The organism is Microbacterium arborescens, assembly GCF_030369635.1.
Classification (GTDB): Bacteria; Actinomycetota; Actinomycetes; order Actinomycetales; family Microbacteriaceae; genus Microbacterium.
The window spans coordinates 1,004,849-1,029,823 of sequence record NZ_CP128474.1 but is presented as its reverse complement, the minus strand read 5'-3'; the positions used below and the strand labels follow the sequence as shown (position 1 = coordinate 1,029,823).

Annotated in this window: 20 protein-coding genes; 4 read left to right on the top strand and 16 right to left on the bottom strand. The window is 69.9% G+C overall.

Annotation, left to right across the window (positions count from 1 at the left end; genetic code table 11):
- Positions 1 to 110: 110 nt before the first annotated feature.
- The gene (locus QUC20_RS04810; protein WP_120263134.1) at positions 111 to 1,415 is read left to right on the top strand and encodes an MFS transporter; all 1,305 of its coding nucleotides are present in this window, start codon (positions 111 to 113) and stop codon (positions 1,413 to 1,415) included.
- 74 nt (positions 1,416 to 1,489) lie between these two features.
- On the opposite strand, the gene QUC20_RS04805 is transcribed toward QUC20_RS04810, so the two are convergent.
- From QUC20_RS04805 to QUC20_RS04795, 3 genes are all read right to left on the bottom strand, one after another.
- Positions 1,490 to 2,044 (bottom strand): YceI family protein, encoded by a 555-nt coding sequence (locus QUC20_RS04805; RefSeq protein WP_289331104.1) that lies wholly within the window; start codon positions 2,042 to 2,044, stop codon positions 1,490 to 1,492.
- A gap of 162 nt (positions 2,045 to 2,206) precedes the next feature.
- The gene (locus tag QUC20_RS04800; protein ID WP_023951826.1) at positions 2,207 to 2,575 is read right to left on the bottom strand and encodes an FKBP-type peptidyl-prolyl cis-trans isomerase; all 369 of its coding nucleotides are present in this window, start codon (positions 2,573 to 2,575) and stop codon (positions 2,207 to 2,209) included.
- A 200-nt stretch (positions 2,576 to 2,775) separates the two neighbouring features.
- Positions 2,776 to 3,858, bottom strand: coding sequence for a PrsW family intramembrane metalloprotease (locus QUC20_RS04795; RefSeq protein ID WP_289331103.1), 1,083 nt, complete (start codon positions 3,856 to 3,858; stop codon positions 2,776 to 2,778).
- Between the two features lie 167 nt (positions 3,859 to 4,025).
- Between QUC20_RS04795 and QUC20_RS04790 the strand changes: the two genes are divergently transcribed.
- Positions 4,026 to 4,895: a fumarylacetoacetate hydrolase family protein gene (locus QUC20_RS04790; protein ID WP_120263137.1), complete on the top strand. Its 870-nt coding sequence runs from the start codon at positions 4,026 to 4,028 to the stop codon at positions 4,893 to 4,895.
- On the opposite strand, the gene QUC20_RS04785 is transcribed toward QUC20_RS04790, so the two are convergent.
- From QUC20_RS04785 to QUC20_RS04740, 10 genes are all read right to left on the bottom strand, one after another.
- Entirely contained in the window at positions 4,885 to 6,039 is a 1,155-nt protein-coding gene (locus QUC20_RS04785) for a LacI family DNA-binding transcriptional regulator (protein ID WP_289331102.1), read from the bottom strand. The genes QUC20_RS04790 and QUC20_RS04785 overlap by 11 nt on opposite strands.
- Before the next feature lie 37 nt (positions 6,040 to 6,076).
- A complete protein-coding gene (locus QUC20_RS04780; protein WP_289331101.1) occupies positions 6,077 to 7,921 on the bottom strand; it encodes a glycoside hydrolase family 3 protein in 1,845 nt (614 codons plus the stop codon).
- A gap of 44 nt (positions 7,922 to 7,965) precedes the next feature.
- Positions 7,966 to 8,850: a carbohydrate ABC transporter permease gene (locus QUC20_RS04775; RefSeq protein ID WP_120263140.1), complete on the bottom strand. Its 885-nt coding sequence runs from the start codon at positions 8,848 to 8,850 to the stop codon at positions 7,966 to 7,968.
- 4 nt (positions 8,851 to 8,854) lie between these two features.
- A complete protein-coding gene (locus tag QUC20_RS04770; RefSeq protein ID WP_289331100.1) occupies positions 8,855 to 9,805 on the bottom strand; it encodes a carbohydrate ABC transporter permease in 951 nt (316 codons plus the stop codon).
- Between the two features lie 5 nt (positions 9,806 to 9,810).
- Positions 9,811 to 11,076, bottom strand: a complete 1,266-nt coding sequence (locus QUC20_RS04765) for an extracellular solute-binding protein (RefSeq protein ID WP_259455214.1) — start codon at positions 11,074 to 11,076, stop codon at positions 9,811 to 9,813.
- A gap of 175 nt (positions 11,077 to 11,251) precedes the next feature.
- Positions 11,252 to 11,668, bottom strand: a complete 417-nt coding sequence (locus QUC20_RS04760; RefSeq protein ID WP_289331099.1) for a DUF4190 domain-containing protein — start codon at positions 11,666 to 11,668, stop codon at positions 11,252 to 11,254.
- 76 nt (positions 11,669 to 11,744) lie between these two features.
- A complete protein-coding gene (locus tag QUC20_RS04755) occupies positions 11,745 to 13,205 on the bottom strand; it encodes an aspartate ammonia-lyase (RefSeq protein ID WP_120264363.1) in 1,461 nt (486 codons plus the stop codon).
- A 54-nt stretch (positions 13,206 to 13,259) separates the two neighbouring features.
- Positions 13,260 to 14,207 (bottom strand): phosphodiesterase, encoded by a 948-nt coding sequence (locus tag QUC20_RS04750; protein WP_289331098.1) that lies wholly within the window; start codon positions 14,205 to 14,207, stop codon positions 13,260 to 13,262.
- Between the two features lie 23 nt (positions 14,208 to 14,230).
- The gene (locus QUC20_RS04745; protein ID WP_120263144.1) at positions 14,231 to 14,566 is read right to left on the bottom strand and encodes a peptidase; all 336 of its coding nucleotides are present in this window, start codon (positions 14,564 to 14,566) and stop codon (positions 14,231 to 14,233) included.
- Positions 14,563 to 15,807 carry an inorganic phosphate transporter gene (locus QUC20_RS04740; protein WP_289331097.1) on the bottom strand — a complete coding sequence of 415 codons (1,245 nt, stop codon included), beginning with the start codon at positions 15,805 to 15,807 and terminating at the stop codon, positions 14,563 to 14,565. Before QUC20_RS04740 ends, QUC20_RS04745 begins: the two co-directional genes overlap by 4 nt.
- Before the next feature lie 199 nt (positions 15,808 to 16,006).
- Here QUC20_RS04740 and QUC20_RS04735 point away from each other — a divergent pair, with 199 nt between their 5' ends.
- Positions 16,007 to 18,160, top strand: coding sequence for a S9 family peptidase (locus QUC20_RS04735; RefSeq protein WP_289331096.1), 2,154 nt, complete (start codon positions 16,007 to 16,009; stop codon positions 18,158 to 18,160).
- An 18-nt stretch (positions 18,161 to 18,178) separates the two neighbouring features.
- On the opposite strand, the gene recR is transcribed toward QUC20_RS04735, so the two are convergent.
- Both recR and QUC20_RS04725 read right to left on the bottom strand, forming a co-directional pair.
- Positions 18,179 to 18,772, bottom strand: coding sequence for a recombination mediator RecR (gene recR, locus QUC20_RS04730; protein ID WP_120263146.1), 594 nt, complete (start codon positions 18,770 to 18,772; stop codon positions 18,179 to 18,181).
- A gap of 3 nt (positions 18,773 to 18,775) precedes the next feature.
- Positions 18,776 to 21,091: a DNA polymerase III subunit gamma and tau gene (locus QUC20_RS04725; RefSeq protein ID WP_289331095.1), complete on the bottom strand. Its 2,316-nt coding sequence runs from the start codon at positions 21,089 to 21,091 to the stop codon at positions 18,776 to 18,778.
- A gap of 89 nt (positions 21,092 to 21,180) precedes the next feature.
- On the opposite strand from QUC20_RS04725, the gene QUC20_RS04720 reads away from it, so the two are divergent.
- Complete coding sequence (locus tag QUC20_RS04720; protein ID WP_289331094.1) at positions 21,181 to 22,314, top strand: NAD(P)-binding domain-containing protein; 1,134 nt, start codon at positions 21,181 to 21,183, stop codon at positions 22,312 to 22,314.
- A gap of 32 nt (positions 22,315 to 22,346) precedes the next feature.
- Here the strand turns inward: QUC20_RS04720 and QUC20_RS04715 are convergent, their stop codons facing one another.
- Positions 22,347 to 24,926, bottom strand: a complete 2,580-nt coding sequence (locus QUC20_RS04715) for a glycoside hydrolase family 65 protein (RefSeq protein ID WP_120263149.1) — start codon at positions 24,924 to 24,926, stop codon at positions 22,347 to 22,349.
- Between the last annotated feature and the right edge of the window lie 49 nt (positions 24,927 to 24,975).

Sequence of the window (24,975 nt, the reverse complement as noted above, 5' to 3'; positions counted from 1 at the left end):
TCCCCTTCCTTCTCATTGCGCGGCGCCCGTCACCCGATGTGCGAGCTCTCTTTATCCGCGGCCGATCGAACGGCAACCGCTCTACTGTACCAGTCATCTAGGCTCGTCTGATGCGCCTGCGTCGGGACCACCTCATCGATCTGCGGCCGCTGACCACCTCCCCCGCGTTCGCGCGCATGTGGGTCGGATCGACTCTCGCCGGTCTCGGCGGACAGCTGACCATCGTCGCGATCATGCTCCACATGTACGACCTGACGGCGTCGACGTTCGCCGTGGCGATGATCGCCGTCGCCGGGCTCGTCCCGATGATCATCGCCGGGCTCTACGGGGGCATGCTGGCCGATGCGTTCGACCGGCGCAGGGTCGCGATCATCGCGGCATCCGTCACCTTCGTCTCGACGGCCGTGCTGATGGTGCTGACGTGGAGCGGAAGCGAGACCGTCGCCTGGCTGTACGCCATCGCGGTGATCAACTCGGCGGCCAACTCGGTCGTCATGGCTGCACGCCAGGCCATCGTGCCGCGCCTGATCCCCCGCGAGCTGCTTCCCGCCGCGTCAGCCCTCGGTGGCATCACGATGGGGATCATGGTGTCGGTCGGCCCCGCCGCGGCGGGCCTGCTCGTGGCGTTCACCGGCTACGGCTGGACCTACACGATCGACCTCGTGCTGATGAGCGCCCTCTTCCTCGGGCTCTGGTCACTGCCCAGCATCCGTCCCGAGGGCACCGTCGTCCGTCCGGGCCTGAAATCGCTGGCCGACGGCTGGCGGTTCATCAGGCGAGCGAAGAACATCCGGCTGCAGTTCATCCTCGACATCATCGCGATGACGTTCGGCCAGCCCACCGCCCTCTTCCCCGCGATCGGCGCGGTGCTGCTCGGCGGCGGCGCGATCACGACGGGGCTCCTGACGGCCGCGATCGCAGTCGGAGCCTTCCTCTCGAGCCTGTTCTCGGGCCCGATCGCGCGCTACCCGATGCACGGCCGGGGAATCGAACGGGCCATCATCGCCTACGGGATCACGATCGCCCTGTTCGGCGCCGTCCTGCTCGCGGGATCGTTCGGAGCGCTCTCTCCGGGACGGATCGGCGAAGACTCGGCGAACGTCGCCCTCATCGCCCTCGCGGCACTCGCCCTGGCCGGCTCGGGCGCCGCCGACAACATCAGCTCGATCTATCGCAACACGATGGTGCAGGCCGCCGTCCCCGACGAGATCCGCGGCCGACTGCAGGGCCTGTTCATCGTGGTTGTCGCCGGCGGCCCGCGGCTGGGAGCGCTGTACGCCGGCACCCTGGCGACCGTGACGGCGCTGTGGTTCCCGCCCTTGCTGGGCGGCTTCGTCATCGTGGCGCTGGTGGCGTTGCTCGTGCGCCTGGCGCCGGCGTTCCGCGCCTACGACGCGACGCACCCGTCACCGTGAGCCGCGGCAGCCGCGCCCGATGACGCGACGAGGGGCGGATGCCGCAGCATCCGCCCCTCGTGGGAATCCAGCGATCAGGCCTGGATGGAGCCCTGCAGATCGAGCTCGATCGTGACGTCCTTGCCGACGAGCACACCGCCGGTCTCGAGTGCGGCGTTCCACGTGAGGCCGAACTCCTCGCGGTTGATGACGGTCTTCGCCGTCGCGCCGGCCTTGTAGTTGCCCCACGGGTCGGTGCCGAAGCCACCGAACTCGACCTCGAAGGTCACCGGCTTGGTGACGTCCTTAATGGTGAGGTCTCCGTCGACGAGGAAGTCGCCGCCTTGCTGGCGCACGCCGGTCGAGACGAAGGTGATGTTCGGGTAGTTCTCGACGTCGAAGAAGTCGGCGCTGCGGAGGTGGTTGTCGCGGCCCTCGTCCTTGGTGTTGATGGAGGCGACGTCGACCTTGGCGTTGAGCGTCAGCTCGAGGGGGTTCTCGGGTGCGACGATGGTCGCCTCGGCGACGGCGAAGGTGCCGCGCACCTTCGAGATCATCATGTGGCGGACGCTGAAGCCCACCTCGCTGTGGGAGGCGTCGAGCACCCAGGTGCCAGCCTTGTAACCGGGGATTTCGGTGGTCGTGGTCATGATCGTCCTTCGTCGTAGGTGTCCGGGAGGGGTCCGGCGTACAGGGGCGGCAACGCGACCCTCGCACAGCCTATTCCCGCGAATGTAAATTTCCGGTGGCCGAACAGCGACGGGCGGATGCCGCGTGGTGCAGCATCCGCCCGTCGAGAGGCGTCCGTCGGATCAGCCGACCGCGAGCAGGTCGATGATGAAGATCAGGGTCTTGCCACCCAGGAAATGGCCGCCGGCCGGGCCGTACGCGAGGTGCGGCGGGATCACGAGCTCGCGGCGTCCGCCGACCTTCATGCCCGGGATGCCGTCCTGCCACCCCTGGATGAGGCCGCGGAGCGGGAACTGGATGCTCTCCCCGCGGTTCCACGACGAGTCGAACTCCTCGCCGGAGGTGTACTCGACGCCGACGTAGTGGACGGTGACGGTGTCGCCGGGCTTGGCCTCGGCACCGTCGCCGACGATCAGGTCGCGAACGACGAGGTCATCGGGCGCGGGGCCCTCGGGTGCGTCGATCTCGGGCTTGGTGCGGTCGTCAGTCATGGTGTCCATCCAACCCGAGGGAGGGGGTGCACGCAACGCGGCGTGTGCTGGGCCGCACCCCTTGACGAGGCGTGGGGCCCGGAGCATCATGGAGGCAGGCCAACTCAGCGCCCGGGAGACATGCAGGCATCGCCGCAGCACCGGGCGCTGAGTCTTTTCCCGGCGATGTCATCTCGCGGTCATGTCATCGCCGCCGGGCGTCACGGTCGCAGCAGGGTCTGTCGCAGTCGCGTCGCCCGGGCGAGATGCTCGCGCTCGTCGGCGAGGGCATGGTCGTCGCGGCCGGTCAGCGCGCGCTGCCGCGCCGCTGCGAGACGTGTCGCCTCGGCGATGAAGGCGCGCATCGTCTCGGTGCGGTCGCCGGGGAGCGTCCGCGCCCAGGCCAGTGCGCGGCGTCGGCCACGTCCGGTGGCGAGGAGGTCGACCTCGACGGGCGTGAACCAGCCCGCCGCCGCGTAGTCGTGCAGCCGTTCGCGCGTGAGTCGCGCCTCCTCACGGCGGAGCAGCAGCACGCCGAGCACGAACGCGATGAACAGCGGCACCTGCAGCGTCGCGTACAGAGCGAAGAAGTCGGTGAAGGCGGCCGAGCCGTTCCAGAGCGCGTGCAAGAGGATCGCGACCGCGAGGCCGGTCGCCCAGGGGCCGAAGACCGCACCGCCCCGCGCACCGCGACGCACCGCGAGTCCGACCGCGAAGCCGGTCGCGGCCGTGAACATGACGTGGGCGAAGGGCGAGAGGATGCCGCGCAGCACGAAGGTCACCGACACCTGCGCGAGTCCGCCTGCGATGAGGCTGTCGGCGAAATAGAGGATGTTCTCGGTGAACGCGAAGCCCGCCCCGATCATGGCCCCGTAGACGACGCCGTCGACCGGGCCGTCGAAGTAGCGACGCCCGATGCGGAGCATGAGGAGGATGCCGAGCCCCTTCGCGACCTCCTCGACGATGGGCGCCTGGACGACACTCGCCATCGCCTGCGCGAGAGGGTCGCGCGTCGGGCCGGTCACGATCGTGACGAGCAGATCGACCCCGAGAGCGATGATCACGGACGCGACCGCTCCCCACCCGAGCGCGAGCCACAGCAGCCGCGGCGGCTCGGGCTCCCACCGGTCGACGATACGGACCGCCCACAGCACGCCGAGCAGCGGCAGCAGGGCGAGCACCGCGCCCACGATCGAGGCGAACCAGCCGAGGAAGGACACCAGGTAGGCGACCAGCCCGAACAGCAGCAGCACGAGGACCGCGCCGACCCAGAGCGCAGCCCACCCGCCCGGTCTCGCCCGCACCGGGACGATGGGAGGCGAGGTCGGCGCGGTCGGGATCGGACCGGGATGTCCTGGCTGCGGCTGCGAGAGAGGCGACGGGAACGACACGCCCCCACCCTAGGGGCGCCCCTGCCCGACGCGGAGCAGCTCGCGCGGCGGCCGACCCGTGAGCCGGGTAGCCTGGCAGCATGCGTTTTGCCCACGTGATGACCGCGGGGGCCGACGATCCCCGCCTCGTGCTCGTCGAAGACGACCGGGCCACGTTCGTCGGCGACCTGTTCGCCGGCGCACCCGACCGGTTGCAGCAGCTCATCGAGCTCGGCGACGACGGTCTCGCACGGGTCGCCGATGCGGCGACGCGTGCGGATATCGCGTGGCACGGCGTCGACGGCTCGACGTTCGCGTCGGCCGTCCTCGCCCCGCCCATCGTGCTCGCCGTCGGCCTGAACTACGCGGCGCACTCGAGCGAGCTGGGCCTGAAGGCCGACACCGCGCCCACCGTCTTCACGCTGTGGCCCAACTCGCTGACCGCTCACGACGCGATCACGTCGTGGCCGCGGAGCCTCAGCGAGTCCGTCGACTACGAGGCCGAGCTGGGCGTCATCATCGGGGCCGCGGCGAAGGACGTCCCCGCCGACACGGCTCTCGACCACGTCTGGGGCTACACCGTGGTCAACGACATCACCGCGCGCGACATCCAGTTCTCCGAGGCGCAGTGGTCGCGCTGCAAGTCGTTCGACGGCTTCACGCCGACGGGGCCGTACGTCGTGACGGCCGACGAGATCCCCGACCCGCAAGACCTGCACATCTGGGCTGTCGTCGACGGCCAGACGGTGCAGGATGCCTCGACGGGCCAGATGATCCGTTCGGTCGCCACGCTCGTCGCGCACCTCTCGACTGCGGCGACACTGCTGCCCGGCACGCTCATCTCGACGGGCAGCCCGGGCGGGGCGGGCTACTCGCGCGACCCGCAGATCTTCCTGCGCGACCGCTCCGTCGTCACCGTCGGCATCGACGGCATCGGCGAGCTGCGGACGCACTGCCGCATCACGGGCTGACCGCGCACCCGCAGCTTCCGCCGACCCGGAGCCCGACCTCGACGCGCACGCTTCGGCGCGCCGAGCCGTCACCCGGGTCGTTCAGCAGCAGGTGGGCGGCGATGCGCCCCATCAGTTCCATCGGCTGACGCACGGTCGTGAGCGGCGGCGACGACATCCCGGCCGCCTGGATGCCGTCGAAGCCGGCCAACCGCACGTCTCGGGGCACCGCCACGCTGCGGGCGTGCAGCACGTCGAGCGCGGCGAGCGCGATCTGATCGGTCGCACACAGGACCGCCTCGGGCAGCGAGCCGGCGCCCGCCCGGGCGCTCAGCCCCGGGAACACCGGCGCGCGCTCGAGCTCGACGGTGTCGATGACCTCGGCGCTCGCGCCCGGGTGGGAGGCGACGGCATCGAAGAAGGCGGTGCGGCGCTCGTCGGTGTCGAAGCCCGCGGGCGCATCGATCCACCCGAACGTGGAGACCCCGTGGACCTCGACGAAGTGCTCGACGAGCATCCGCTCGCCGCCCGCGTTGTCGGCGAGGACGTGGTGCGCGTCGCCCAGCGGAGAGCTCAGCACGGCGACCGGAAGCGTCGACGACACCGACCCGAGCGACGCGGTCACCGTGGGCCCGGGGAGGATCGCCAGACCGTCGACCTGCCCCGCCGTGTCCGCGATCTCGGAGGCACCCAGTCCCCCGGTGCTGAGCAGCACCGCGGTGCCCGCGCGCTTGCACTCGAGCACGAATCCTCTCTGGATCTCGTCGACGTACAGGGGGAAGGTCCGGGGTGCGCTGCGACGGACGTCCTCCTCGGCGTCCCACGAGACCAGGTCGACGTCGAGGTCGAGCTCGGCGAGGTCGGTGAGACCGGGCGGAGTCGTCGAGCCCGCCGGGTGACCCCCGGCATTCAGCCCGGTCTCGACGGGTGGCGCCGATTCGACGAGGAGGTCGAACAGATGCAGCCCGAGCACCCCCGTGCGGCCACGCGCGAGGTTCCGGGCCGAGCCGCTCGGGACGTACCCCAGCTCGCGCGCCACCCGGAGCACCATGTCGCGGGTCTCGGTGCGCACCTTGTCGGGGCGACGGAATGCGAACGACACCGTCGCGATCGACACCCCGGCACGTTCCGCGACGTCGTAGACCGTGGGCCGACCGACCACCATGACTACCTCGATTCCCCGGGGAGTCTACCGACGGACCTCACGCCGGCACGATCGACAGCCCGGTCCCCCGCGGGAAGACCGGCTCGTCGGTGTCGCCCGGAACATCGGTCCGCGAGCGGCGCACGGCCTCCATCGATCGCGGGATCTCGACCGGCAGCGTGCCGCGCGGGGGCACGGCACCGGTGAGCGCCGCGAGCACGGCGGCATCCGAACTGCCGTAGTCGGCGACGATGGCCGACGCTACCGGCACGAAAGGCGTGAGCACCGCGGGACGATCGAGTCCGACGACCAGCACGAGAGGCGCGTGCGCCGCGACACGTCCCAGTCGCGAGACCAGTCCGGGGCCGAAGTCGAGCGACCCCTGATGGAACCACTTCTCGAGGAAGAGGTCGTCACGCGGTTCGAACGGCGCTCCGATGCGGACGATCGCGACGTCGGCGTCCTCCGGCCGCTCGACTCGGTCGGCGTAGGGCGCGAGCGCGGCATCGCCGATGTTCTCGGCGTACACCTTCGGACGCGGGGCCGACGCGATCGGCAGCACGTCGCCGCGGTTCTGCAGAACGGTCAGCGACTCCGCCTGCGCGCGGGTGCCGAGGGCACGGAAATCGGCGTTCCCGACGATGCGCTCGGCCTCGTCCTCATCGACGTACGGGTCGTCGAAGAGACCGAGGCGGAACTTCACCAGAAGGATGCGGCGAGCGGAGACGTCGATGCGCTCGATGGGCACGGCGCCCGACTCGACGAGGTCGACCAGCAGATCGGTGCACTCCTCGCCGCCGAACTGGTCGACACCGGCATCCAGCAGCCGCAGCATGCGCTCGGTCGGGTCGAGCTCTTCGACACCCCACGCGCGTGCCGGCAGCACCTGGTCGCCGACGTGGTTGTCGTTGACGAGCTCCCAGTCGGTGACGACGACGCCGTCGTAGCCGAGCTCGTCCCGCAGGAGGTCGGTCACGATCTGGCGGTTGTAGGCGAAGCCGACCTCGGCGATCGGGACGCCGTTGCGTTCGAGCCCGACGGGCATGCCGTAGTACGGCATCATCCCGGCCGTTCCGCGCCGGATCGCCTCACGGAAGGGCTCGAGGTGGTAATCGAACATGCCGCCCGGGTAGACCTGCTCGCGGCCGTACGGGAAGTGCGCGTCCTCGCCGTCGAGCTGCGGCCCGCCGCCGGGGAAGTGCTTCGTCGTGCAGGCGACGCTCTCGGCGCCGAGCACCTCGCCCTGGAATCCCCGCAGATAGGCCGCGGTGATCTGCGAGACCCGTTCGGCATCGAAGCCGAACGTCTGCGCCTGACGTCCCCAGCGGGCTTCGGTGGGCAGATCGATCTGGGGGTGGAGCGCTGCCCGGATGCCGACCGCGCAGTACTCGCGACGGGCCACGTCGGCGAACTGCTCGATGACCTCCAGGTCGTCGAGCGCGGCGAGCCCGAGCGGCTCCGGCCACTGCGAGAACGGCCCCGCCGAGAACGCGACGCCGGTGTTCTCGACGAACGCGTGCCGAGGGTCCGTGCTGATCGTGACCGGGACGCCGTGCGGGGTGCGTTCGGCGAGGCGCTGCAGGTTGTTGTTCCAGCGTGCGCCCTCACGGGCGGTGCGGATCGCGTGCACGTTGAAGTGCGTCATGTTCTTGCCGACCACGACCTCGGTCGTCGGCGACTTCGAGATGGCGCCGGGAGCCTCGAGGAGTTCGCCTTCCGGGCCGATCTCGATGACGGTCTGGAACATCAGGCCGATCTTCTCGGCGGGTGACATCCGGCCGAGAAGATCGTCGGTGCGCTCCTCCGGAGTCAGACGCGGGTCCTCGTACGGGTCGAGGATGCCGTTGCCGTTGAGGTCGCGGAAGCGGGTTCCGTCGGGAGCGGTGTGGAGTTCGGGTCGCATGGGGGACTTTCGCTGTTGGGGGGACGGATGCGGCAGCGCGGCGGTCACTTCAGGCCTGTGGTGGCGACGCCGCGGATGAACCAGCGCTGCAGGAAGACGAACAGCACGATGATCGGCGCGATGACGAGCACCGACCCGGCCAGGAGCAGTCCGTAGTTCGTCGCGTTCTGACCCGTCGAGTAGAGCGAGAGCGCGACGGGGAGCGTGTACATCTCCTCGGTCTGGGCCGCCACCAACGGCCACAGGAAGTTGTTCCACGAGGCGAGGAACGTCAGGATGCCGAGGGTCGCGAGCGGGGGTCCGCACAGCGGCATCACGATGCGGGAGAAGATGCGCCACTCCCCCGCCCCGTCGAGGCGGGCGGCTTCGAGCAGCGCGTCGGGGATGCCCATGATGAACTGCCGCATGAGGAACACGCCGATGGGTGCGGTGATGAAGGGCAGGATGAGCGCCGGGTAGGTGTTGACGAGCCCGAGCGACGAGACCATCACGAACAGCGGCACGAACGTGACCACGCCCGGCACCATCAGGGTGACCATGACGAGGATGAACAGCACCTTCTTGCCCGGGAACTCCATCTTCGCCAGGGCGTAGCCCACCATCGAGCAGAACACGATGTTGCCGAGGACCGTGACGACCGCTACGACCAGGCTGTTCGTGAAGAAGTGGCCGAAGTCGAGGGGCCCGAACCACTGCGCGAAGTTCTCGCCGGTCGGGTTCTCCGGGAGCCAGGTCGGCGGGCGACGCAGGATCTCGCCCTGCGTCTTGACCGACCCCAGCACCATCCACAGGAACGGGATGAGCCAGAGGACGAGGCCGACGGTCAGGACGGTGTAGGTGATCGCGCGCGGACCGAACCGGCGGCGACGGCGTCGCGGGGCAGACGGCGGCGTGACGGTGTCCACCACGGGAGCGGGGATGGTTGTCATCGGGTCAGTCCTTCGAACGGAGCAGCCGGAACTGCAGCAGGCTCAGCAGGGCGATGGCGAGGAAGAGCACGTAGCTGGCGGCCGAGGCCAGGCCGTACTCGCCGAAGCCGAATTGCTGGAAGGTGTAGTACGCGACCGACAGGGTCGAATCCAGCGGCCCGCCCTTCGTCATGACGAACGCTTCCTCGAAGAACTGCAGGTAGCCGACGGAGATGAGCACCGCACCGAGGAGGATCGTGGGGCGCAGGAGCGGCAGGGTGACCGAGACGAGCCGCCGCCACGATGATGCACCGTCCATCGTCGCCGCTTCGTTGACGTCTTGGGGCACGGCCTGCAGGCCCGCGAGGAAGATCACCATGAGCGTGCCGACGTTGCGCCACACCGCCATCATGATCAGCGACGGCAAGGCGAAGGCGGGGTCGTTCAGCCAGTTCGGGCCGTCGATGCCGACGAGGGCGAGGGCCGAGTTGAGCAGGCCGTCGGGCTGGAGGATGTAGCGCCAGACGACCGCCACGGCCACGATGCTCGTGACCACCGGCGCGTAGAACCCGACCCGGATGAACGCGACGATGCGTCCACCGCCGCTGTTCAGGGCGAGCGCGAGCGCGAGGGCGAGCACCATCGTGACGGGGATGCCGACCACGACGAAGATCGCGGTCACACCGAGGGACGTGATGAAGCGCGGATCGCCGAAGAGTGTCGCGAACTGGTCGAGCCAGACGAAGTTCACCGCGAACGGCGAGGTGATGTCGCGCGCCGTGAAGTCGGTGAATGACATCGCGAACGAACCGACGATCGGGAACAGCATGAAGACGGCGAACACCGCGACGAAGGGCAGGCAGAACGCCCAGGCGATGAGCGCCTGACGCTTGCGCTGCCGGGCGTGCAGGCCTCCGGGGCGGGAGGCCCCGCGGCCGGAGTCGACTCCGGCCGCGGGGAGAGTGGTGGTGGACATCGAGGTCACTCGAGGCCGATCGCGTCGGCGTCGGCCTGCAGCTTCTGCAGCACGGTAGGCACGTCCGCCCCGCCGCGGCGCAGCTGCTCGAGGGCCTGATCGCCCTTCGCGGCCACCTGCACCCAGCTGGTGGTCACGGGCGGAGCCTTCGCCGTCTGCAGCTGCTCACCGAAGGTCGTCAGGCTCGCGTCATCGGCCAGGGCGGGGGCATCCCACGCCGCCTGGAGGGCGGGCAGGTCGCCCGTCTGCTCGTAGAAGGCGGCCTGGGTCTCCGGCTCGCTGAGCCAGCGGACGAGCTTCCACGCAGACTCGGCGTTCTTGCTCTGGTTGAACACGACGAGATTCGCCCCACCGCTGAAGGAGACCGACCCGGTGTCAGCGGGCAGGACGGCCGTGGCGTACTTGGAGGTGAAGTCCGCGCCGCCCAGCAGCTCGAGCTGACCGCGCAGGAACGGGCCCTCGACGACCATCGGGGTGGTGCCGGCGACGAACTCCGCCTCCGTCGCTCCGGCCGAGATGTCGGCGTTCGCGTCGGCGAGGCCCTTGTCGAAGAAGCTCTTGTAGTACTCCAGACCCTTCGTCATCTCCGGGGTGTCGAGCGTCCACGCGTCGCCGTCGGTCAACTCGGCACCGGCGGACCACGGCATCCACATCGCTCCCTGGAACGAGTCGTTGCCGCCCGGCATCCGGATGCCGTACTCGGCGCCGGCCTTCTCCTTCATGTCGGAGGCGAGCTGCTGCAGCTCGTCCCACGTCGTGGGCGCCTGCGTCCAGCCCGCCTGCTGCGCGAGGTCGGTGCGGTAGTAGAGCACACGCGTGTCGACGTACCACGGCACACCGGCGGCGCGGTCGTCGAACTCGGTCGTGCTGAGTGCTCCCGGGAAGAAGCCGTCGGTCGCGATCTCGGCCGGGACGGTCGCGAACGCGTCGCCGAAGTCGGCCATCCAGGTCGATCCGACCATGGCGACGTCGGGGGTGTTGCCGCCCGCGATCGCTGTCTGGAACTTGTTGTGCGCGGCGTCCCAGGGAATCGCCGTGACGTCGATCTTGACGTCGGGGTTCGCTTCCTGGAACTCCTCGACGAACGCGGGCAGGGCCTCACCCTCGGCGCCCATCGCCCACACGCTGATCGTGCCCGTCGCCGGACTGTCGTCGAGCGACGTGACCTCGGCGGGTCCGGCAGCCGACTCGTCCGCCCGGCCGCAGCCGGTCAGGATGAGCGACACCGCAGCCAGGGTGGCGATGCCACCTGCCACTGTCTTGAACTTCACGTCTTCCTCCTTGAATCGCGGGATCGCCGAAGCGATCAAAGCGCTTAAACGTTGCGCCGAAGATGAGTTTAAGCGCTTTGAATGCTCGGATGCAATCGCAACGGCCAGACCTGAGCCGGGCATGAGGAAACCCCCGCGGATCACATCCGCGGGGGTTTCCTCTCAGCGTGTCGGGTCAGTACCGCGTGGAAGAGCAGGACTGGGTCTGGCCCCAGACCGTCACGGTGTCGGCGCCCTCGACGACGCACGTCTGGTAGATCTCGTTCGCCACGTTGCCGAAGATCGTGAACAGGACGATCGCCACGACGACGCCGATCACCATGAGCACAGCGCTGATGATGATCGCGGCCAGAGCGAGCCCGTTCTTACGGCCGGCCTTCTTGCTCTGGACGAGGGCCACGATGCCGAGGATGAGGCCGACGAGCTGCAACCCCACAGGCACCAGGGCGAGGACGAAGGCGACGATCCCGAGCGTCTTGCCCGGCACCGGCGCGTTCGGATTCTGGTACGAAGCGTCGGCGAACGACGTCGGATATGCCGGCGGCTGATAGGCCGGAGGCTGCGGTGCGGACGGGTTGTTCGGATCGGTCATGGGGTCCCCCGGGGATTCGGAAAGCGATGAACAGCCTCGACGTTAGCGAGAGCGGGCCTCGCGGCACAAAGCCTGATCAGCCCGACACGCTCTCCTCGGCGTCGGCGAGCACGATCGGAATGGCCGCTGTGACCGCCTGCAGGCCGGAGAGGCGCGCCGGCGAGAGCTGCTTGTCGACCTCCGCGCGCGACATCAGACCGGCCTCCACGACCAGGTCGCCCACGTTGCGGTGGGTCAGCAGCGCGGTCTTGGCGAGGGCCGCCGCCGCCGCGTAGCCGATGAACGGGGTGAGCGCTGTCACGACACCGACCGACGAGCCGACCATGGCACCCAGTCGCTCACGGTTCGCGGTGATGCCGTCGATGCAGTTGACCCGCAGCGTGCGCATGGCCCGCCGCATCCAGGTGATCGACTGGAAGATCGAGTGCGCGATGATCGGCTCGAACGCGTTCAGCTGCAGCTGCCCGCCTTCGACCGCCATCGTCACCGTCAGATCGGCGCCCGCGACGGCGAACGCGACCTGGTTGACGACCTCGGGGATCACCGGGTTCACCTTGCCGGGCATGATGCTCGACCCCGCCTGCCGCGCCGGGAGGTTGATCTCGCCGAAACCTGCCTGGGGCCCGCTCGAGAGCAGGCGGAGGTCGTTGCTGATCTTCGACAGCTTGATGGCGTTGCGCTTGAGCGATGACGAGAACGACATGAACGCCCCCGTGTCGCTCGTCGACTCGACGAGGTCGACGGCGCTCGACAGGTCGAGGCCGGTGATCTCGCGCAGGTGGCGGACGACCGCGGGACGGTACTCGGGGTGCGTCGTGATGCCGGTGCCGATCGCCGTCGCACCCATGTTGATCTCGTAGAGGAGCGACGCGTTCTCGCCGAGACGCGAGTGGTCCTCCCCCAGTGTCGTGGCGAAACCGTGGAACTCCTGCCCGAGCGTCATCGGCACGGCGTCCTGGAGCTGCGTGCGCCCGACCTTGAGGACGTCGTGGAACTCGACGGCCTTCGCCAGGAACGACTCGCGCAGCAGCGCAAGCTCGTCGAGGAGCCCCTGCAGGTCGAGGGCGAGACCGACCTTGATGGCCGTCGGGTAGACGTCGTTGGTCGACTGGCTGCGGTTGGTGTGATCGATCGGCGAGAGGAAGTCGTAGTCGCCCTTGGGGCGGCCCGCGAGCTCGAGGGCGATGTTGGTGATGACCTCGTTGGCATTCATGTTCGTCGACGTGCCCGCACCGCCCTGCACCACGCCGACGACGAACTGGTCGTGGTACTCGCCGTCGATGACGAGCTGCGAAGCACGATCGATCAGGTCGGCGCGCTCGGCGTCGAGCACTCCGATCTCGCGGTTCGCGCGGGCAGAGGCCTGCTTGACCATCGCGAGCGCCCGGACGAGGTCACGATAGACGAAGATCGGCCGCTGCGAGATCGGGAAGTTCTCGAGTGCGCGCGCAGTGTGAACGCCCCAGTAGGCGTCGGCGGGGATCTCGAGCGAGCCGAGCGAATCGGTCTCGGTGCGGGTGGCGGAAGGGGACGACATCATGCACGGGTCCTTGTGGGTCTCACGGCGATGGGAGGGACGCTCCCAGCCTAGTCAGCGCTTGCGCGAAAACGCCTCGAGACGCTCCTGCGGCGACAATCGCGCCATCTCGGCAATCCACTCGGCGGAGAAGTAGTCGCCCGTCGGCGCCTCGACGACGGGCACGACGGTGTGGGTGATGACATCGTCGTAGACGTGCACGAGCTGGAACGCCTGGCCGGCGTCCATTCCGTTCACCGCCTGCGGCGGGCGCTGGAGGTTCATCGTGTAGCAGGTCGCCGACGCGACGGAGACGGGGACGCCGGCGAACGTCCCCGAGGTCGAGTAGTGCAGGTGGCCGGCGAGGATACCGCGCACGTCGGTGCCCGCGATCGCCTGAGCCAGGGCGTCCTGGTCGCGCAGCTCGAGGATGTCGAAGAAGGGCACATGACTCGGAAGCGGCGGATGATGCATCGCGAGGATCGTCCCGTGCGGCGCAGGCTCGGCGAGCGTCTCGCTCAGCCAGTCGCGCTGATCGGCGTCGATGTCGCCGTGGTGCCAGCCCGGCACCGTGGAGTCGAGGGCGATCAGGCGCAGCCCCGCAAGATCCCAGACCCCGGTCAGCGGTTCCCGTGTCGGCGCGCCGCCGAACAGTCCCACCCGCATCGCCTCGCGCTCGTCGTGGTTGCCTGCCACCCAGACGATGGGCGCATCCAGCCGCTCGGCCACCGGCTCGACCGCGTCGCGGAGGCGGCGATAGGCGTCCGGCTCACCGAGATCGGTGAGATCGCCCGTGAACACCAACGCGTCGGCACGGACGCCGGTGCGCTCGACGGCCGCGAGCGTGGCATCGAGGTTCGCCTCGACGTCGTAGCGTCCGGCGAGAGCCGCGCCGCCCGCAAGAAGATGCGTGTCGCTCAGATGGACCAGGACATGATGGGCGGGCTCGTGCTGACCGAACCGCACGGATGCCGCTCGGTCGCGGGCCCGCACCGGGCCGTCCGACGGCGTTGCTGAGCTCATGGCCACAGCCTATGCCGGGGGTCCTACCGCCCCGCCACGATGAGGATGATCCCGCCGAGGACGGCGAGTGCGCAGAAGGCGAAGGCGGCGTAAGCGGTCACGAGCGCGATCCGCTTCTGCCCCGCCGTCAGCGGGTTCTTCTTCGCCGCCTTCGCCGCCGCTTTCGCGTGCCGTCGGGCCTGCTTCTCGCTGATGACGGCGATCGCGTCGGTGAACTCCGCGGGAGTGACCACCGGCACCCGGCCCGCGCGCACCAGCATCCGAAGACCCAGGGCGTAGAACCCGACGACGAGAACCGCGCCGGTGATGGCCGCCGCGAACACCTGCACGAAGGCGAACCAGTCGATCGAGACGTTCATCGCTCGCCCTCCGTCTGCTCGGGTGCCGGACTCGCCGCTGCCGCCGCCGCGCGGGCCCGGCGCTGCCGGCGCGTGGGCGGCGGATCTGCGGGAACGTCGACGGCATGACCGGAATCGGCGACCTCGCTCATCGCGTTGCCCGCGTGCACCTCGTTCCGGCGGGACCGGAGGAACAGGGCGAGGACGATCGCGACGGCGGCGATCGCATCGATGACGATCCCCGTCGGGCCGAGCCACACGACGAGCAGGGCGGCCAGGGCCCCCACGGCGCCGGAGGCGGGGAGGGTCAGCAGCCAGCCGATCGCGATGCGGCCGACCGTGCGCCAGCGGACCGTCGAACCGCGGCGTCCGAGCCCCGAGCCGATGACCGATCCCGATGCGACCTGCGTGGTCGACAGGGCGAAGCCGAGAGCGCTCGAGGCGAGGATGGTCGACGCCGTCGACGCCTCGGCTGAGAAGCCCTGCGCGGGCTTGACGTCGGTGAGTCCCTTGCCCAGGGTGCGGATGATGCGCCATCCGCCCATGTAGGTGCCGAGCGCGATCGTGACGGCGCACGCCACGATCACCCACAGCTGGGGCTCGGCGTGCTCGGCGCTCTGCCAGCCGGCGGCGATCAACGCGAGCGTGATGACGCCCATCGTCTTCTGTGCGTCGTTGGTGCCGTGCGCGAGCGCGACGAGCGACGAGGTGAAGATCTGACCCCAGCGGAAGCCGTCACGGCCGTCGGGCTTGCCATCGTGACGACGGGTCATGGCGTAGGCGACCTTCGTGACGGTGAAGGCGATGAGGCCGGCCGTCACGGGCGCGATCAGCGCCGGGAGGATGATCTTGCTCAGCACGACGCCGAAGTCGATCGCCATGGCGCCGACTCCCACGAGTGTCGCACCGATGAGGCCGCCGAACAGCGCGTGCGACGAGCTCGACGGGAGGCCGAGCAGCCACGTCAGCATGTTCCACGTGATGGCGCCGATCAACCCCGCGAAGATCAACGGCAGCAGCGCGGTCGCTGCGAGCTGTTCCTCGTGGATGATGCCGTGCGAGACCGTCTTGGCGACCTCGGTGGACAGGAAGGCGCCGACGAGGTTCAGGCCCGCGGCCAACAGGACGGCGACTTTGGGTTTGAGAGCCCCCGTCGCGATCGGCGTCGCCATCGCGTTCGCGGTGTCGTGGAAGCCGTTGGTGAAGTCGAAGAAGAGTGCCAGTCCGATGACCAGCAGAAGAATGAGTACAGCGGTCTCCACTGTGCGCTCTCTGTGCGTGCGGGCCCGCGAACACGGGTCCTCGAGTACGGATCGGGATGCCGCGGCAGCGGCGGGCGCGAACGAAGAGTTCACCGTCTGTTCAGGGTCCGGCAACCGGACCATCGAATCCTGCCACACCATCGCCCTCACCGTGAATCCGAGCGGCCGGATCAGGCGGGCGCAGCACTAGCGTGGAACGGTGACCGATACCCCCGACATCCTCACCCCCCGCCCGTCCGACGCTCCTGAGGCCCCTGTCGCGGCCGTCCGCGAGCACCGCCGCACCCACCACGGCGATGAGTTCGTCGACCGTTACGAATGGCTGCGCACGAAGGACGACTCCGAGGTGATCGCCCACCTCGAGGCCGAGAACGCCTACACCGATGCCCGTACGGCGCACCTGGGCGGGCTCCGCGAGCGCATCTTTGAGGAGATCAAGGGGCGAACGCTCGAGACCGATCTGTCGGTTCCGAGTCGCCGGGGCCAGTGGTGGTACTACAGCCGCACCGTCGAGGGCAGCCAGTACGGCATCCATTGCCGCGCTCCCCTGGCGTCGCCCGACGACTGGACACCCCCGCAGCTCGAGCCCGGCGTCGACGTGCCCGGCGAGCAGGTGCTGCTCGACGGCAACGTCGAGGCGGAAGGCGCGGAGTTCTTCTCGCTCGGGAGCTTCGAGGTCTCGGCCGACGGGACGCTCCTGCTGTACGGCGTCGACACCGAGGGCGACGAGCGGTACACGCTGCGTCTGCGCGACATCGCCACCGGCGAGAACCTCGCCGACGAGATCAGCGGCACCTTCGCCGGGGCGTCGCTGTCTCCGGACGGACGCTTCGTCGTCTACTCCACCGTCGACGACGCATGGCGGCCGGATTCAGTCTGGCTGCACGAGATCGGCACCGACACGGCCACCGACGAGCGTCTCTTTCACGAGCCCGACGAGCGGTACTGGGTGGGAGCGGGCTTCACCCGCAGCGACCGGTATCTCGTGATCGAGGTCGGCTCCTCGATCACGAGCGAGGAGTTCCTGGTGCCGGCCGACGATCTCCGCGCGGAGCCGCGTTCGGTGTGGCCGCGCCGCGAGGGCGTCGAGTACTCGGTCTCCCACGCGATCGTGTCCGGCCAGGACGTGCTCTACATCCTGCACAACGACGACGCACTCGACTTCGAGCTCGTCCGGGTCGCTGCGGACGATCCGACGGGCCCGCGTGAGGTCGTGCTGCCTCATGAGCCCGGCCGTCGCCTGGAGGGCCTCTCGACGTTCCGCGATTGGGCGCTGCTCGGCTACCGGCGCGACGGGCTGCAGCGCCTCGGCATCTTCGACTACGGCTCGGGCTCGGTCACCGAGCTCGAGTTCGACGAGCCGCTGTACACCGTGGGGTCGGGCGGCAATCCCGAATGGGCTCCCCCCGTGCTCCGCCTCGGCTACGGGTCGTTCGTCACGCCGGGCACCGTGTACGACTACGTCGTCGCGACCGGCGAGCTGCTGCTGCGTAAGCGCCAGCCGGTGCTCGGGGGCTACGACCCCGCCGACTACGAGCAGCGCCGGGTCTGGGCGGCTGCGGACGACGGCACCCGCGTTCCGGTCTCGATCGTGTGGAAGCGCTCGTTCGGCGACCCGGGCGCGGACGACCGGTCCCGCGCGCTGCACCTGTACGGCTACGGCTCGTACGAGCACTCGATCGACCCCGCGATGTCGGTGGCGCGCCTGTCGCTCCTCGACCGGGGCGTCGTGTTCGCCGTCGCCCATGTGCGAGGCGGCGGAGAGATGGGCCGGCAGTGGTACGAGGACGGGAAGCTGCTGCACAAGCGCAACACTTTCACCGACTTCGTCGCCGTCGCGCGCCACCTCGTCGAGAGCGGCTACACCTCTCCCGAGCGCATGACCGCCGAGGGCGGATCGGCCGGCGGGCTCCTCATGGGCGCCGTCACGAACCTCGCCCCCGAGCTGTTCGCGGGAGTCCTCGCCGCGGTGCCGTTCGTCGACGCGCTCACGACGATCCTCGACCCCTCGCTGCCGCTGACGGTCATCGAGTGGGATGAATGGGGCGACCCCCTCCACGACCCCGAGGTCTACGCGTACATGAAGTCGTACTCGCCGTACGAGAACGTCCGCGAGGGCGTGGCCTACCCCCGGATCCTCGCGGTCACTTCGCTCAACGACACGCGTGTCATGTACGTCGAACCCGCGAAATGGGTCGCGCGTCTGCGCGAAGTCGGGGTGGACGCGCTTCTGAAGTGCGAGATGGTCGCCGGCCACGGCGGCGTGAGCGGGCGGTACAACTCCTGGCACGAGCGCGCGTTCGAGCTCGCTTGGCTGCTCGACGTCGTCGGCCTCGCGGACGACCCTGCCTGAGGCCGTCCGAGGGCGCCGTCAGAGCTGGCGGCGCCCTTCGAACGCGCGGCCGAGTGTGACCTCATCGGCGTACTCGAGGTCGCCGCCGACGGGGAGACCGGACGCCAGCCGCGTCACCCGGATCTCGAGGGTCGTCAGAAGGCGACTGAGATAGGTCGCGGTCGCCTCGCCCTCGAGGTTCGGGTTCGTGGCCAGGATGACCTCCTGTACGGTGCCATCGGCAAGACGCTGCATCAGCTGAGCGATACGGAGGTCGTCGGGGCCGATGCCGCCGATCGGACTGATCGCGCCGCCGAGCACGTGGTACAGACCCCGGAACTCGCGCGTGCGCTCGATGGCGGCGACGTCCTTGGCGTCTTCGACGACGCAGATGAAGGTGCCGTCACGCCGCGGGTCGCGGCAGATCGCGCAGCGGTCGTGCTCGGAGACGTTGCCGCAGACCTCGCAGAAGCGCACGCGCTCGCGCAGCTCGCCGAGCAGGTGCGAGAGCTTGGAGACGTCGAAGGTCGGGGTCTGCAGGATGTGGAACGCGATGCGCTGCGCCGACTTCGGCCCGATGCCGGGCAGGCGGCCGAACTCGTCGATCAGGTCCTGGACGATGCCGTCGTACATGGCTTAGCCGAATCTCGTGGGTGAGCTGAAGGGTTCTTCTCGGACGAAGGTGGCCCCGAGGATCTGGCGGACCACTGCCTCGCCGTAGCGCTCGATCCCGCCCCGAGCGGGTGCTGCGTTCGCGCGGCCGTTCGTCGGCGCGGGTGCCGCCGCAGCGGCGGTGCGATCGGGACCGGAGCCGACGCGGTCGGCGGCGGGCGCAACCGCAGGCCGTTCGACGGCGACCGGCCCGCGCGGCGGCAGAGGCGCGTCGTCGTCGATGGGGGGCGGCGGGTAGTCGCGGTCTTCCTCGTCGATGGGCGGCAGCGGCTCGGGGTACGGGTCGACATCGCCGTCGTGCGGGATCGTGAGCGTGCGGACCGGGGCGGCAACGGCCTCCTCGGGCTCGTCGTCCACCGCGAACTGCGGCGCCGGGTCGCCCTGCGGGATCGGCGCCACCGCCCATTCCGTCACGGGGGCGGCGTAGGAGGAGGAACCGGGCGCAGCCCCGGGAGCGGTCGGACGAGCGCCCGCCGGGGCCGAGGGGGCGCTGGCGGCGCGCTGCCCGCCCGAGGACGGCGACGATGCGGGCTCTCCAGGCTGACGCTGATCCCCGGAGGGCTGCCGTCGGGGCTCGCCACCGGGCTGCCCGCCGGGCGGCGGCGTGGGCCCGCCGGGCGCCGGTCCGCCGCCGGGATCCGAGTCGTGGCGGGCGACGTACTTGACCCGAACGCCGAGCACACCCAGGATCGCGCTGCGCAGGTCTTCGCTCGGGCCCTTTCCGGCGTTGAGCTTCTTGAACTGCAGCACGTCGGAGTGGCTCTGGAACGACAGTGTGAGCACGCCGGTCTCGGAGAACGCCACGGGCGATGCCACGGAGGCGATCATCCACGAGGTGCGGCTGATGGACTCGAGGCGCTGCAGCACCTCGGGCCAGGAGTCGCGCATCTGCGCGAGCGTGACGGTAGACGGGTCGCGTGGTTCTGCCGGGGCTGCGGCCGCGCCGCCGCCCGCGGATGTCGGGCCGGAGCTCGTGGGGGCAGCCGACGGCGTCGCAGCGGTCGGTGCGGGAGCGGGGCGGTCCGTCTGGGCGGGTGCGGCCACCGGAGCCGGGGCGGGGGCCACGGCGGGGGCCGGGGTCACGATGCGTGCCGGGGCTGCGGGAGCGGACGCGGGCGATGACACGTGCGATGCGGGAGCGGCGGCGACCGGGGCCTGGTCGGCTGCCGGGACGCTGTGCTGGGCCGCGGCGAGCACGCGCGCCACCAGCAGTTCGAGCTGCAGCCGCGGCGATGTGGCGCCCGACATCTCGTCGAGGGCGGTCACGACGAGATCGGCTGTTCGCGAGAGACGGTCGGTGCCGAAGAGCGACGCCTGCCGCGCCATCCGTTCGAGCTCTTCTGCCGACACTCCGCGCAGCACGGCCGACGCACCCTGCCCGGTCGCCGACACGATGATGAGATCCCGCAGGCGCTCGAGCAGGTCGTCGACGAACCGGCGCGGATCTTGACCCGTCTGGATGACGCGGTCGACCGCGGCGAAGGCTGCGGCAGCGTCGACGGCGCCGAACGCCCCGACGACCTCGTCGAGCAGCTCCGCGTGGGTGTAGCCGAGCAGTGCGACGGCGCGTTCGTAGGCGACCGCACCGTCGTCGGAGCCGGCGATCAGCTGGTCGAGCAGCGAGAGCGTGTCACGCGGCGACCCTCCCCCGGCCCGCACGACGAGCGGCAGCACGCCGGCCTCGACCTGCACGCCCTCCTGAGCGCAGAGCTGCTCGACGTACTCGAGCATCGCGGCGGGTGCGACCAGGCGGAACGGGTAGTGATGCGTACGCGAGCGGATCGTGCCGATGACCTTCTCGGGCTCGGTCGTCGCGAAGATGAACTTGACGTGCGCGGGAGGTTCTTCGACGAGCTTCAGCAGGGCGTTGAAGCCCTGTGCCGTGACCATGTGGGCCTCGTCGAGGATGAAGATCTTGAAGCGGTCGCGAGCCGGGGCGAAGACCGCGCGCTCGCGGAGGTCGCGGGCGTCGTCGACACCATTGTGCGAGGCGGCGTCGATCTCGACGACGTCGAGCGAGCCACCTCCGCCGCGGCTGAGCTCGACGCAGCTGTCGCACGTGCCGCACGGGGTGTCGGTGGGTCCTTGCGCGCAGTTGAGGCAGCGGGCGAGGATGCGGGCCGAGGTGGTCTTGCCGCAGCCGCGGGGACCCGAGAAGAGATACGCGTGACCGACGCGGTCGGAGCGGAGCGCCGTCATCAGGGGTTCGGTCACCTGCGACTGGCCGATCATCTCGCCGAACGCTTCGGGACGGTAGCGGCGGTAGAGGGCGGTGGTCACCCAGACAGACTACGGCGTACCGCTGACACCGGCCCTGTCGGCATCCACACGGCGGGAACAGCGCGTGCCCGTGTGCGGTTGCACGGGGCATGGAAGCCGCACACGTCGACGTCGTCGTCATCGGCGCCGGGCAGGCGGGGCTGTCGGCGGCATACCATCTGCGGCGGCGCGGGTTCGTCCCGGCCGCGCCCGGCGACATCCTCTCCCAGGCATCCGGCCGGTCGTTCGTCGTCCTCGACGCCGAGTCCGCTCCGGGCGGGGCCTGGCAGCATCGCTGGGAGTCGCTGCGGATGGAGACCGTCAACGGCATCCACGAGCTTCCCGGCTTCGCCGTGCCGCCGGCCGATCCACGCGCTCCGGCACGTGCCGTTCTGCCCGCCTACTTCGACGAGTACGAGCGCCGCTTCGACCTCCGGGTCCGCCGTCCCGTCGAGGTCCACCGCGTCGAACGCGAAGACGCCGACCCGCGCGGACGCCTGCGGGTGGTCACCGACACCGGTGTCTGGTCGACGCGATGGGTGATCAACGCGACGGGCACGTGGCGACGTCCGTTCTGGCCGCACTACCCCGGCGCCGAGACGTTCACCGGGCGGCAGTTGCACGTGCACGACTACGTCTCGGCCGGCAACTTCGCCGGGCAGCGCGTCATCATCGTCGGGGCCGGCATCTCGGCCATCCAGCTGCTCGATGAGATCTCGCGCGTCGCCGACACTCTCTGGGTGACACGCGACGAACTGCGCTGGGATGCCGGCGGCTTCGACACCGCCGCGCGCATCGCAGCGATCGCCGGAGTCGAGGAGCGCGTGCGGCGTGGCCTCCCGCCCGGCAGCGTCATCTCGGTCACCGGACTGCACTGGAACCGCTGGGCGGAGTCGGCGCAGCAGCGGGGCGTGCTCGTGCGGCATCCGATGTTCGAGCGGATCGAGCCGGGCGGTGTGCGCATGCCCGACGGCCGGTTCGAACGTGCCGACGCGATCCTGTGGGCGACGGGCTTCCGAGCCGACATCCCGCACCTGGCAACCCTGGGCCTGCGCACCGCCGCGGGCGGCATCCGGGTCGCCAACGGGCGCGCGATCGACGAGCCGCGGCTCTTCCTCATCGGTTACGGCCCGTCGCAGTCGACGGTGGGAGCCAATCGCGCCGGTCGTGACGCCGTGCGGGCGATCATGACCGACGCGACGTTCTCGGCCGCCGGACCGCGCGAGGCCGTCGCGCGGGCCTGACGCGCCCGAAGCGAGGAGCGCCCGGGCGGGTGTCAGGAGTCGGTGCGCACCTGCTCGTCGGCGAACGACTGCGCGTAGTCCTCGACGACCGGGACTTCGCCGGTGATGACGGGCACGTCGGTGGTCACCGTCGGGATGGACGTCGTGACCGTCGAGTCGGGGATCGAGGCCGACAGCAGCGACCCGTCCTCGCGCCGCGATTGCGCGAGCTGGCGCAGCGACGGACGGCCCGACAGCAACGGTCCCTGCCCCGCGAGGGGAATGCGCACCGTCTCGCCTCCCGCGACCCGCATCTCGCGGCCGCGCACCGAGAACTCGACCGCGTCTCCGGGACCCGCAGCGACCGTCATCGCGTCGGCCGTCAGCGTGATGTCCAGGCGCGTTCCCTGCCAGTGCAGCGTGTACTCCAGGGACGGCCAGTCGCGCGGCAGGCGCGGGTCGAAGCTGAGGGCGCCGTAGTGGTCGCGCATGCCGCCGAAGCCCGACACGAGAGCCGTCCACACTCCACCCGCGGAGGCGACGTGCACGCCGTCCGATGCGTTGCTGTGAAGGTCGCCGAGGTCGACGTAGATCGACTCGAGGAAGTACTCCAGAGCAAGGTCCTGGTATCCGACCTCGGCCGCGAGGATCGACTGCACGACACCCGACAGGGTCGAGTCACCGGTCGTGAGCGGGTCGTAGTACTCGAAATCGGCGAGCTTCTCCTCGTCGGTGAAGTGGTTCCCCTGGAGGAAGAGTGCGAGCACGACGTCGGCCTGCTTGAGCACCTGGTAGCGGTAGATGACGAGCGGGTGGAAGTGCAGCAGCAGCGGGCGCTGGCTGTCGGGGGTGTTCTCGAGATCCCACACCTCGCGGTCGAGGAACACCGCGTCCTGCGGATGGATGCGCAGCGACTCGCTGAACGGGATGAGCAGCGCCTCGGCCGCCCGCTCCCACCCGTCGGCCTCCGCGGGGTCGAGGTCGAGTCGCTCGATCAGTGCACGGTACGCCTCGGGCGCCTCTTCGGCCATGTCGCGCACGGTGCGCGCCGCGAAGCGCAGGTTGAAGCGTGCCATCACATTCGTGAAGAGGTTGTCGTTGACGACGGTCGTATACTCGTCGGGTCCGGTCACGCCGTGGATGTGGAACGACTCGGCGTCGCCGTCCTCACCGAATCGCCAGAACCCCAGCGTCGACCACAGCCGCGCTGTCTCGACCGCGATGTCGACCGCCTCGCGGTAGAGGAAATCGACGTCACCGGTCGCGCGCACGTACTTCGCGAGGGCGAAACTCACGTCGGCGTTGATGTGGTACTGCGCGGTGCCTGCGGCGTAGTAGGCCGATGCCTCTTCGCCGTTGATCGTGCGCCACGGGAACAGGGCGCCGGCTTCGTTGAGCTGGCGGGCGCGGCGGCGCGCGGCGGGCAGCATGAGGTAACGCATCCGGAGGGCATTGCGGGCCCACAGCGGCGTCGTGTACGCCAGGAACGGCAGCACATAGACCTCGGTGTCCCAGAAGTAGTGGCCGCTGTAGCCCGAGCCGGTGACGCCCTTGGCGGGCACACCCTGACCGTCGGCGCGAGCGGCCGCCTGCGCGAGCTGGAACAGGCACCAGCGCGTCGCCTGCTGAAGATCCTCGTGACCGCCGATGCGGACGTCGGAGCGGCGCCAGAAGTCGGCGCACCACGCCGCCTGCCGCTCGAACTGCACCTCGACGCCCTCTTCGCGGACGCGATCGAGCACACGACGGCCCCGCTCGACGAGCTCGCGCGCCGGCACCCCTCGCGACGTGTGGTAGCTCACGAGCTTGGTGACGGTGACGGGCACGCCCTGCCGCGCGTTCACCCGGAAGACGTTCTTGGCGATGTCGGGCTCGATGAGCCGACGAGAGGAGTACTCGTTCTCAGTCTCGACGAGGTGGTCGGCGACGACTGACACCGTCATGCCCGAGTTGGTGGACTTGTACGACAGGACCGACCGGCCGTCCTCGTCCTGCCAGTACTCCTGGGGCTGCAGGACGCGCTCCTCGATCTTCTCGGTCTTGCGCGGATCGAAGCCGGCCCCGCCACGGCCCGGAGCCGAGCCCCCGTAGACGTCCTCGCCGTCCTGACGGTTGACGATCTGGCTGCTCACCGAGACCGGGGCGTCGGAGTTGAGCACCGTGATCGTCAGGCGCATGATCGCCAGGTGCCTCTGCTCGAAGGAGACGAGGCGCTCGAAGTCGACCTGCACCTCCTTGCCGCTCGGGGTCACCCACAGGAGCTTGCGGGTGAGCACGCCGGTGCGCATGTCGAGCACCCGCTCGTAGTCGCGGATGTCGGCGACGTCGAGGGAGAGCGGCTCATCGTCGACGTAGACGCGCAGGACCTTCGCGTCGGGCGCGTTGATGATCGTCTGCCCCACCTCGGCGAAGCCGAAGGCCTGTTCGGCGTGACGGATCGGGAAGATCTCGTGGAACCCGTTGACGAAGGTGCCGTGCTCGTGCGCGTACCGCCCCTCGGGGTGGTTGCCGCGCAACCCGAGGTAGCCGTTGCCGACGGCGAACAGCGTCTCGGTCACGCCGATGTCCTCGACGGAGAACCTCTTCTCGACGAGGCGCCAGGGGTCGACGGGGAAGCGATCGCGATCGATCATGAGGGCCTTCCGGAGAACGGGCCCCGCCGCTGGAGGCGGGCGATGAGGG

Coding starts and splice junctions, on each gene's coding strand:
- QUC20_RS04810 (WP_120263134.1), top strand. CDS start 111: ATGCGCCTGCGTCGGGACCACCTCATCGATCTGCGGCCGCTGACCACC.
- QUC20_RS04805 (WP_289331104.1), bottom strand. CDS start 2,044: ATGACCACGACCACCGAAATCCCCGGTTACAAGGCTGGCACCTGGGTG.
- QUC20_RS04800 (WP_023951826.1), bottom strand. CDS start 2,575: ATGACTGACGACCGCACCAAGCCCGAGATCGACGCACCCGAGGGCCCC.
- QUC20_RS04790 (WP_120263137.1), top strand. CDS start 4,026: ATGCGTTTTGCCCACGTGATGACCGCGGGGGCCGACGATCCCCGCCTC.
- QUC20_RS04785 (WP_289331102.1), bottom strand. CDS start 6,039: ATGGTGGTCGGTCGGCCCACGGTCTACGACGTCGCGGAACGTGCCGGG.
- QUC20_RS04780 (WP_289331101.1), bottom strand. CDS start 7,921: ATGCGACCCGAACTCCACACCGCTCCCGACGGAACCCGCTTCCGCGAC.
- QUC20_RS04775 (WP_120263140.1), bottom strand. CDS start 8,850: ATGACAACCATCCCCGCTCCCGTGGTGGACACCGTCACGCCGCCGTCT.
- QUC20_RS04770 (WP_289331100.1), bottom strand. CDS start 9,805: ATGTCCACCACCACTCTCCCCGCGGCCGGAGTCGACTCCGGCCGCGGG.
- QUC20_RS04760 (WP_289331099.1), bottom strand. CDS start 11,668: ATGACCGATCCGAACAACCCGTCCGCACCGCAGCCTCCGGCCTATCAG.
- QUC20_RS04755 (WP_120264363.1), bottom strand. CDS start 13,205: ATGTCGTCCCCTTCCGCCACCCGCACCGAGACCGATTCGCTCGGCTCG.
- QUC20_RS04750 (WP_289331098.1), bottom strand. CDS start 14,207: ATGAGCTCAGCAACGCCGTCGGACGGCCCGGTGCGGGCCCGCGACCGA.
- QUC20_RS04745 (WP_120263144.1), bottom strand. CDS start 14,566: ATGAACGTCTCGATCGACTGGTTCGCCTTCGTGCAGGTGTTCGCGGCG.
- recR (WP_120263146.1), bottom strand. CDS start 18,772: ATGTACGACGGCATCGTCCAGGACCTGATCGACGAGTTCGGCCGCCTG.
- QUC20_RS04720 (WP_289331094.1), top strand. CDS start 21,181: ATGGAAGCCGCACACGTCGACGTCGTCGTCATCGGCGCCGGGCAGGCG.
- QUC20_RS04715 (WP_120263149.1), bottom strand. CDS start 24,926: ATGATCGATCGCGATCGCTTCCCCGTCGACCCCTGGCGCCTCGTCGAG.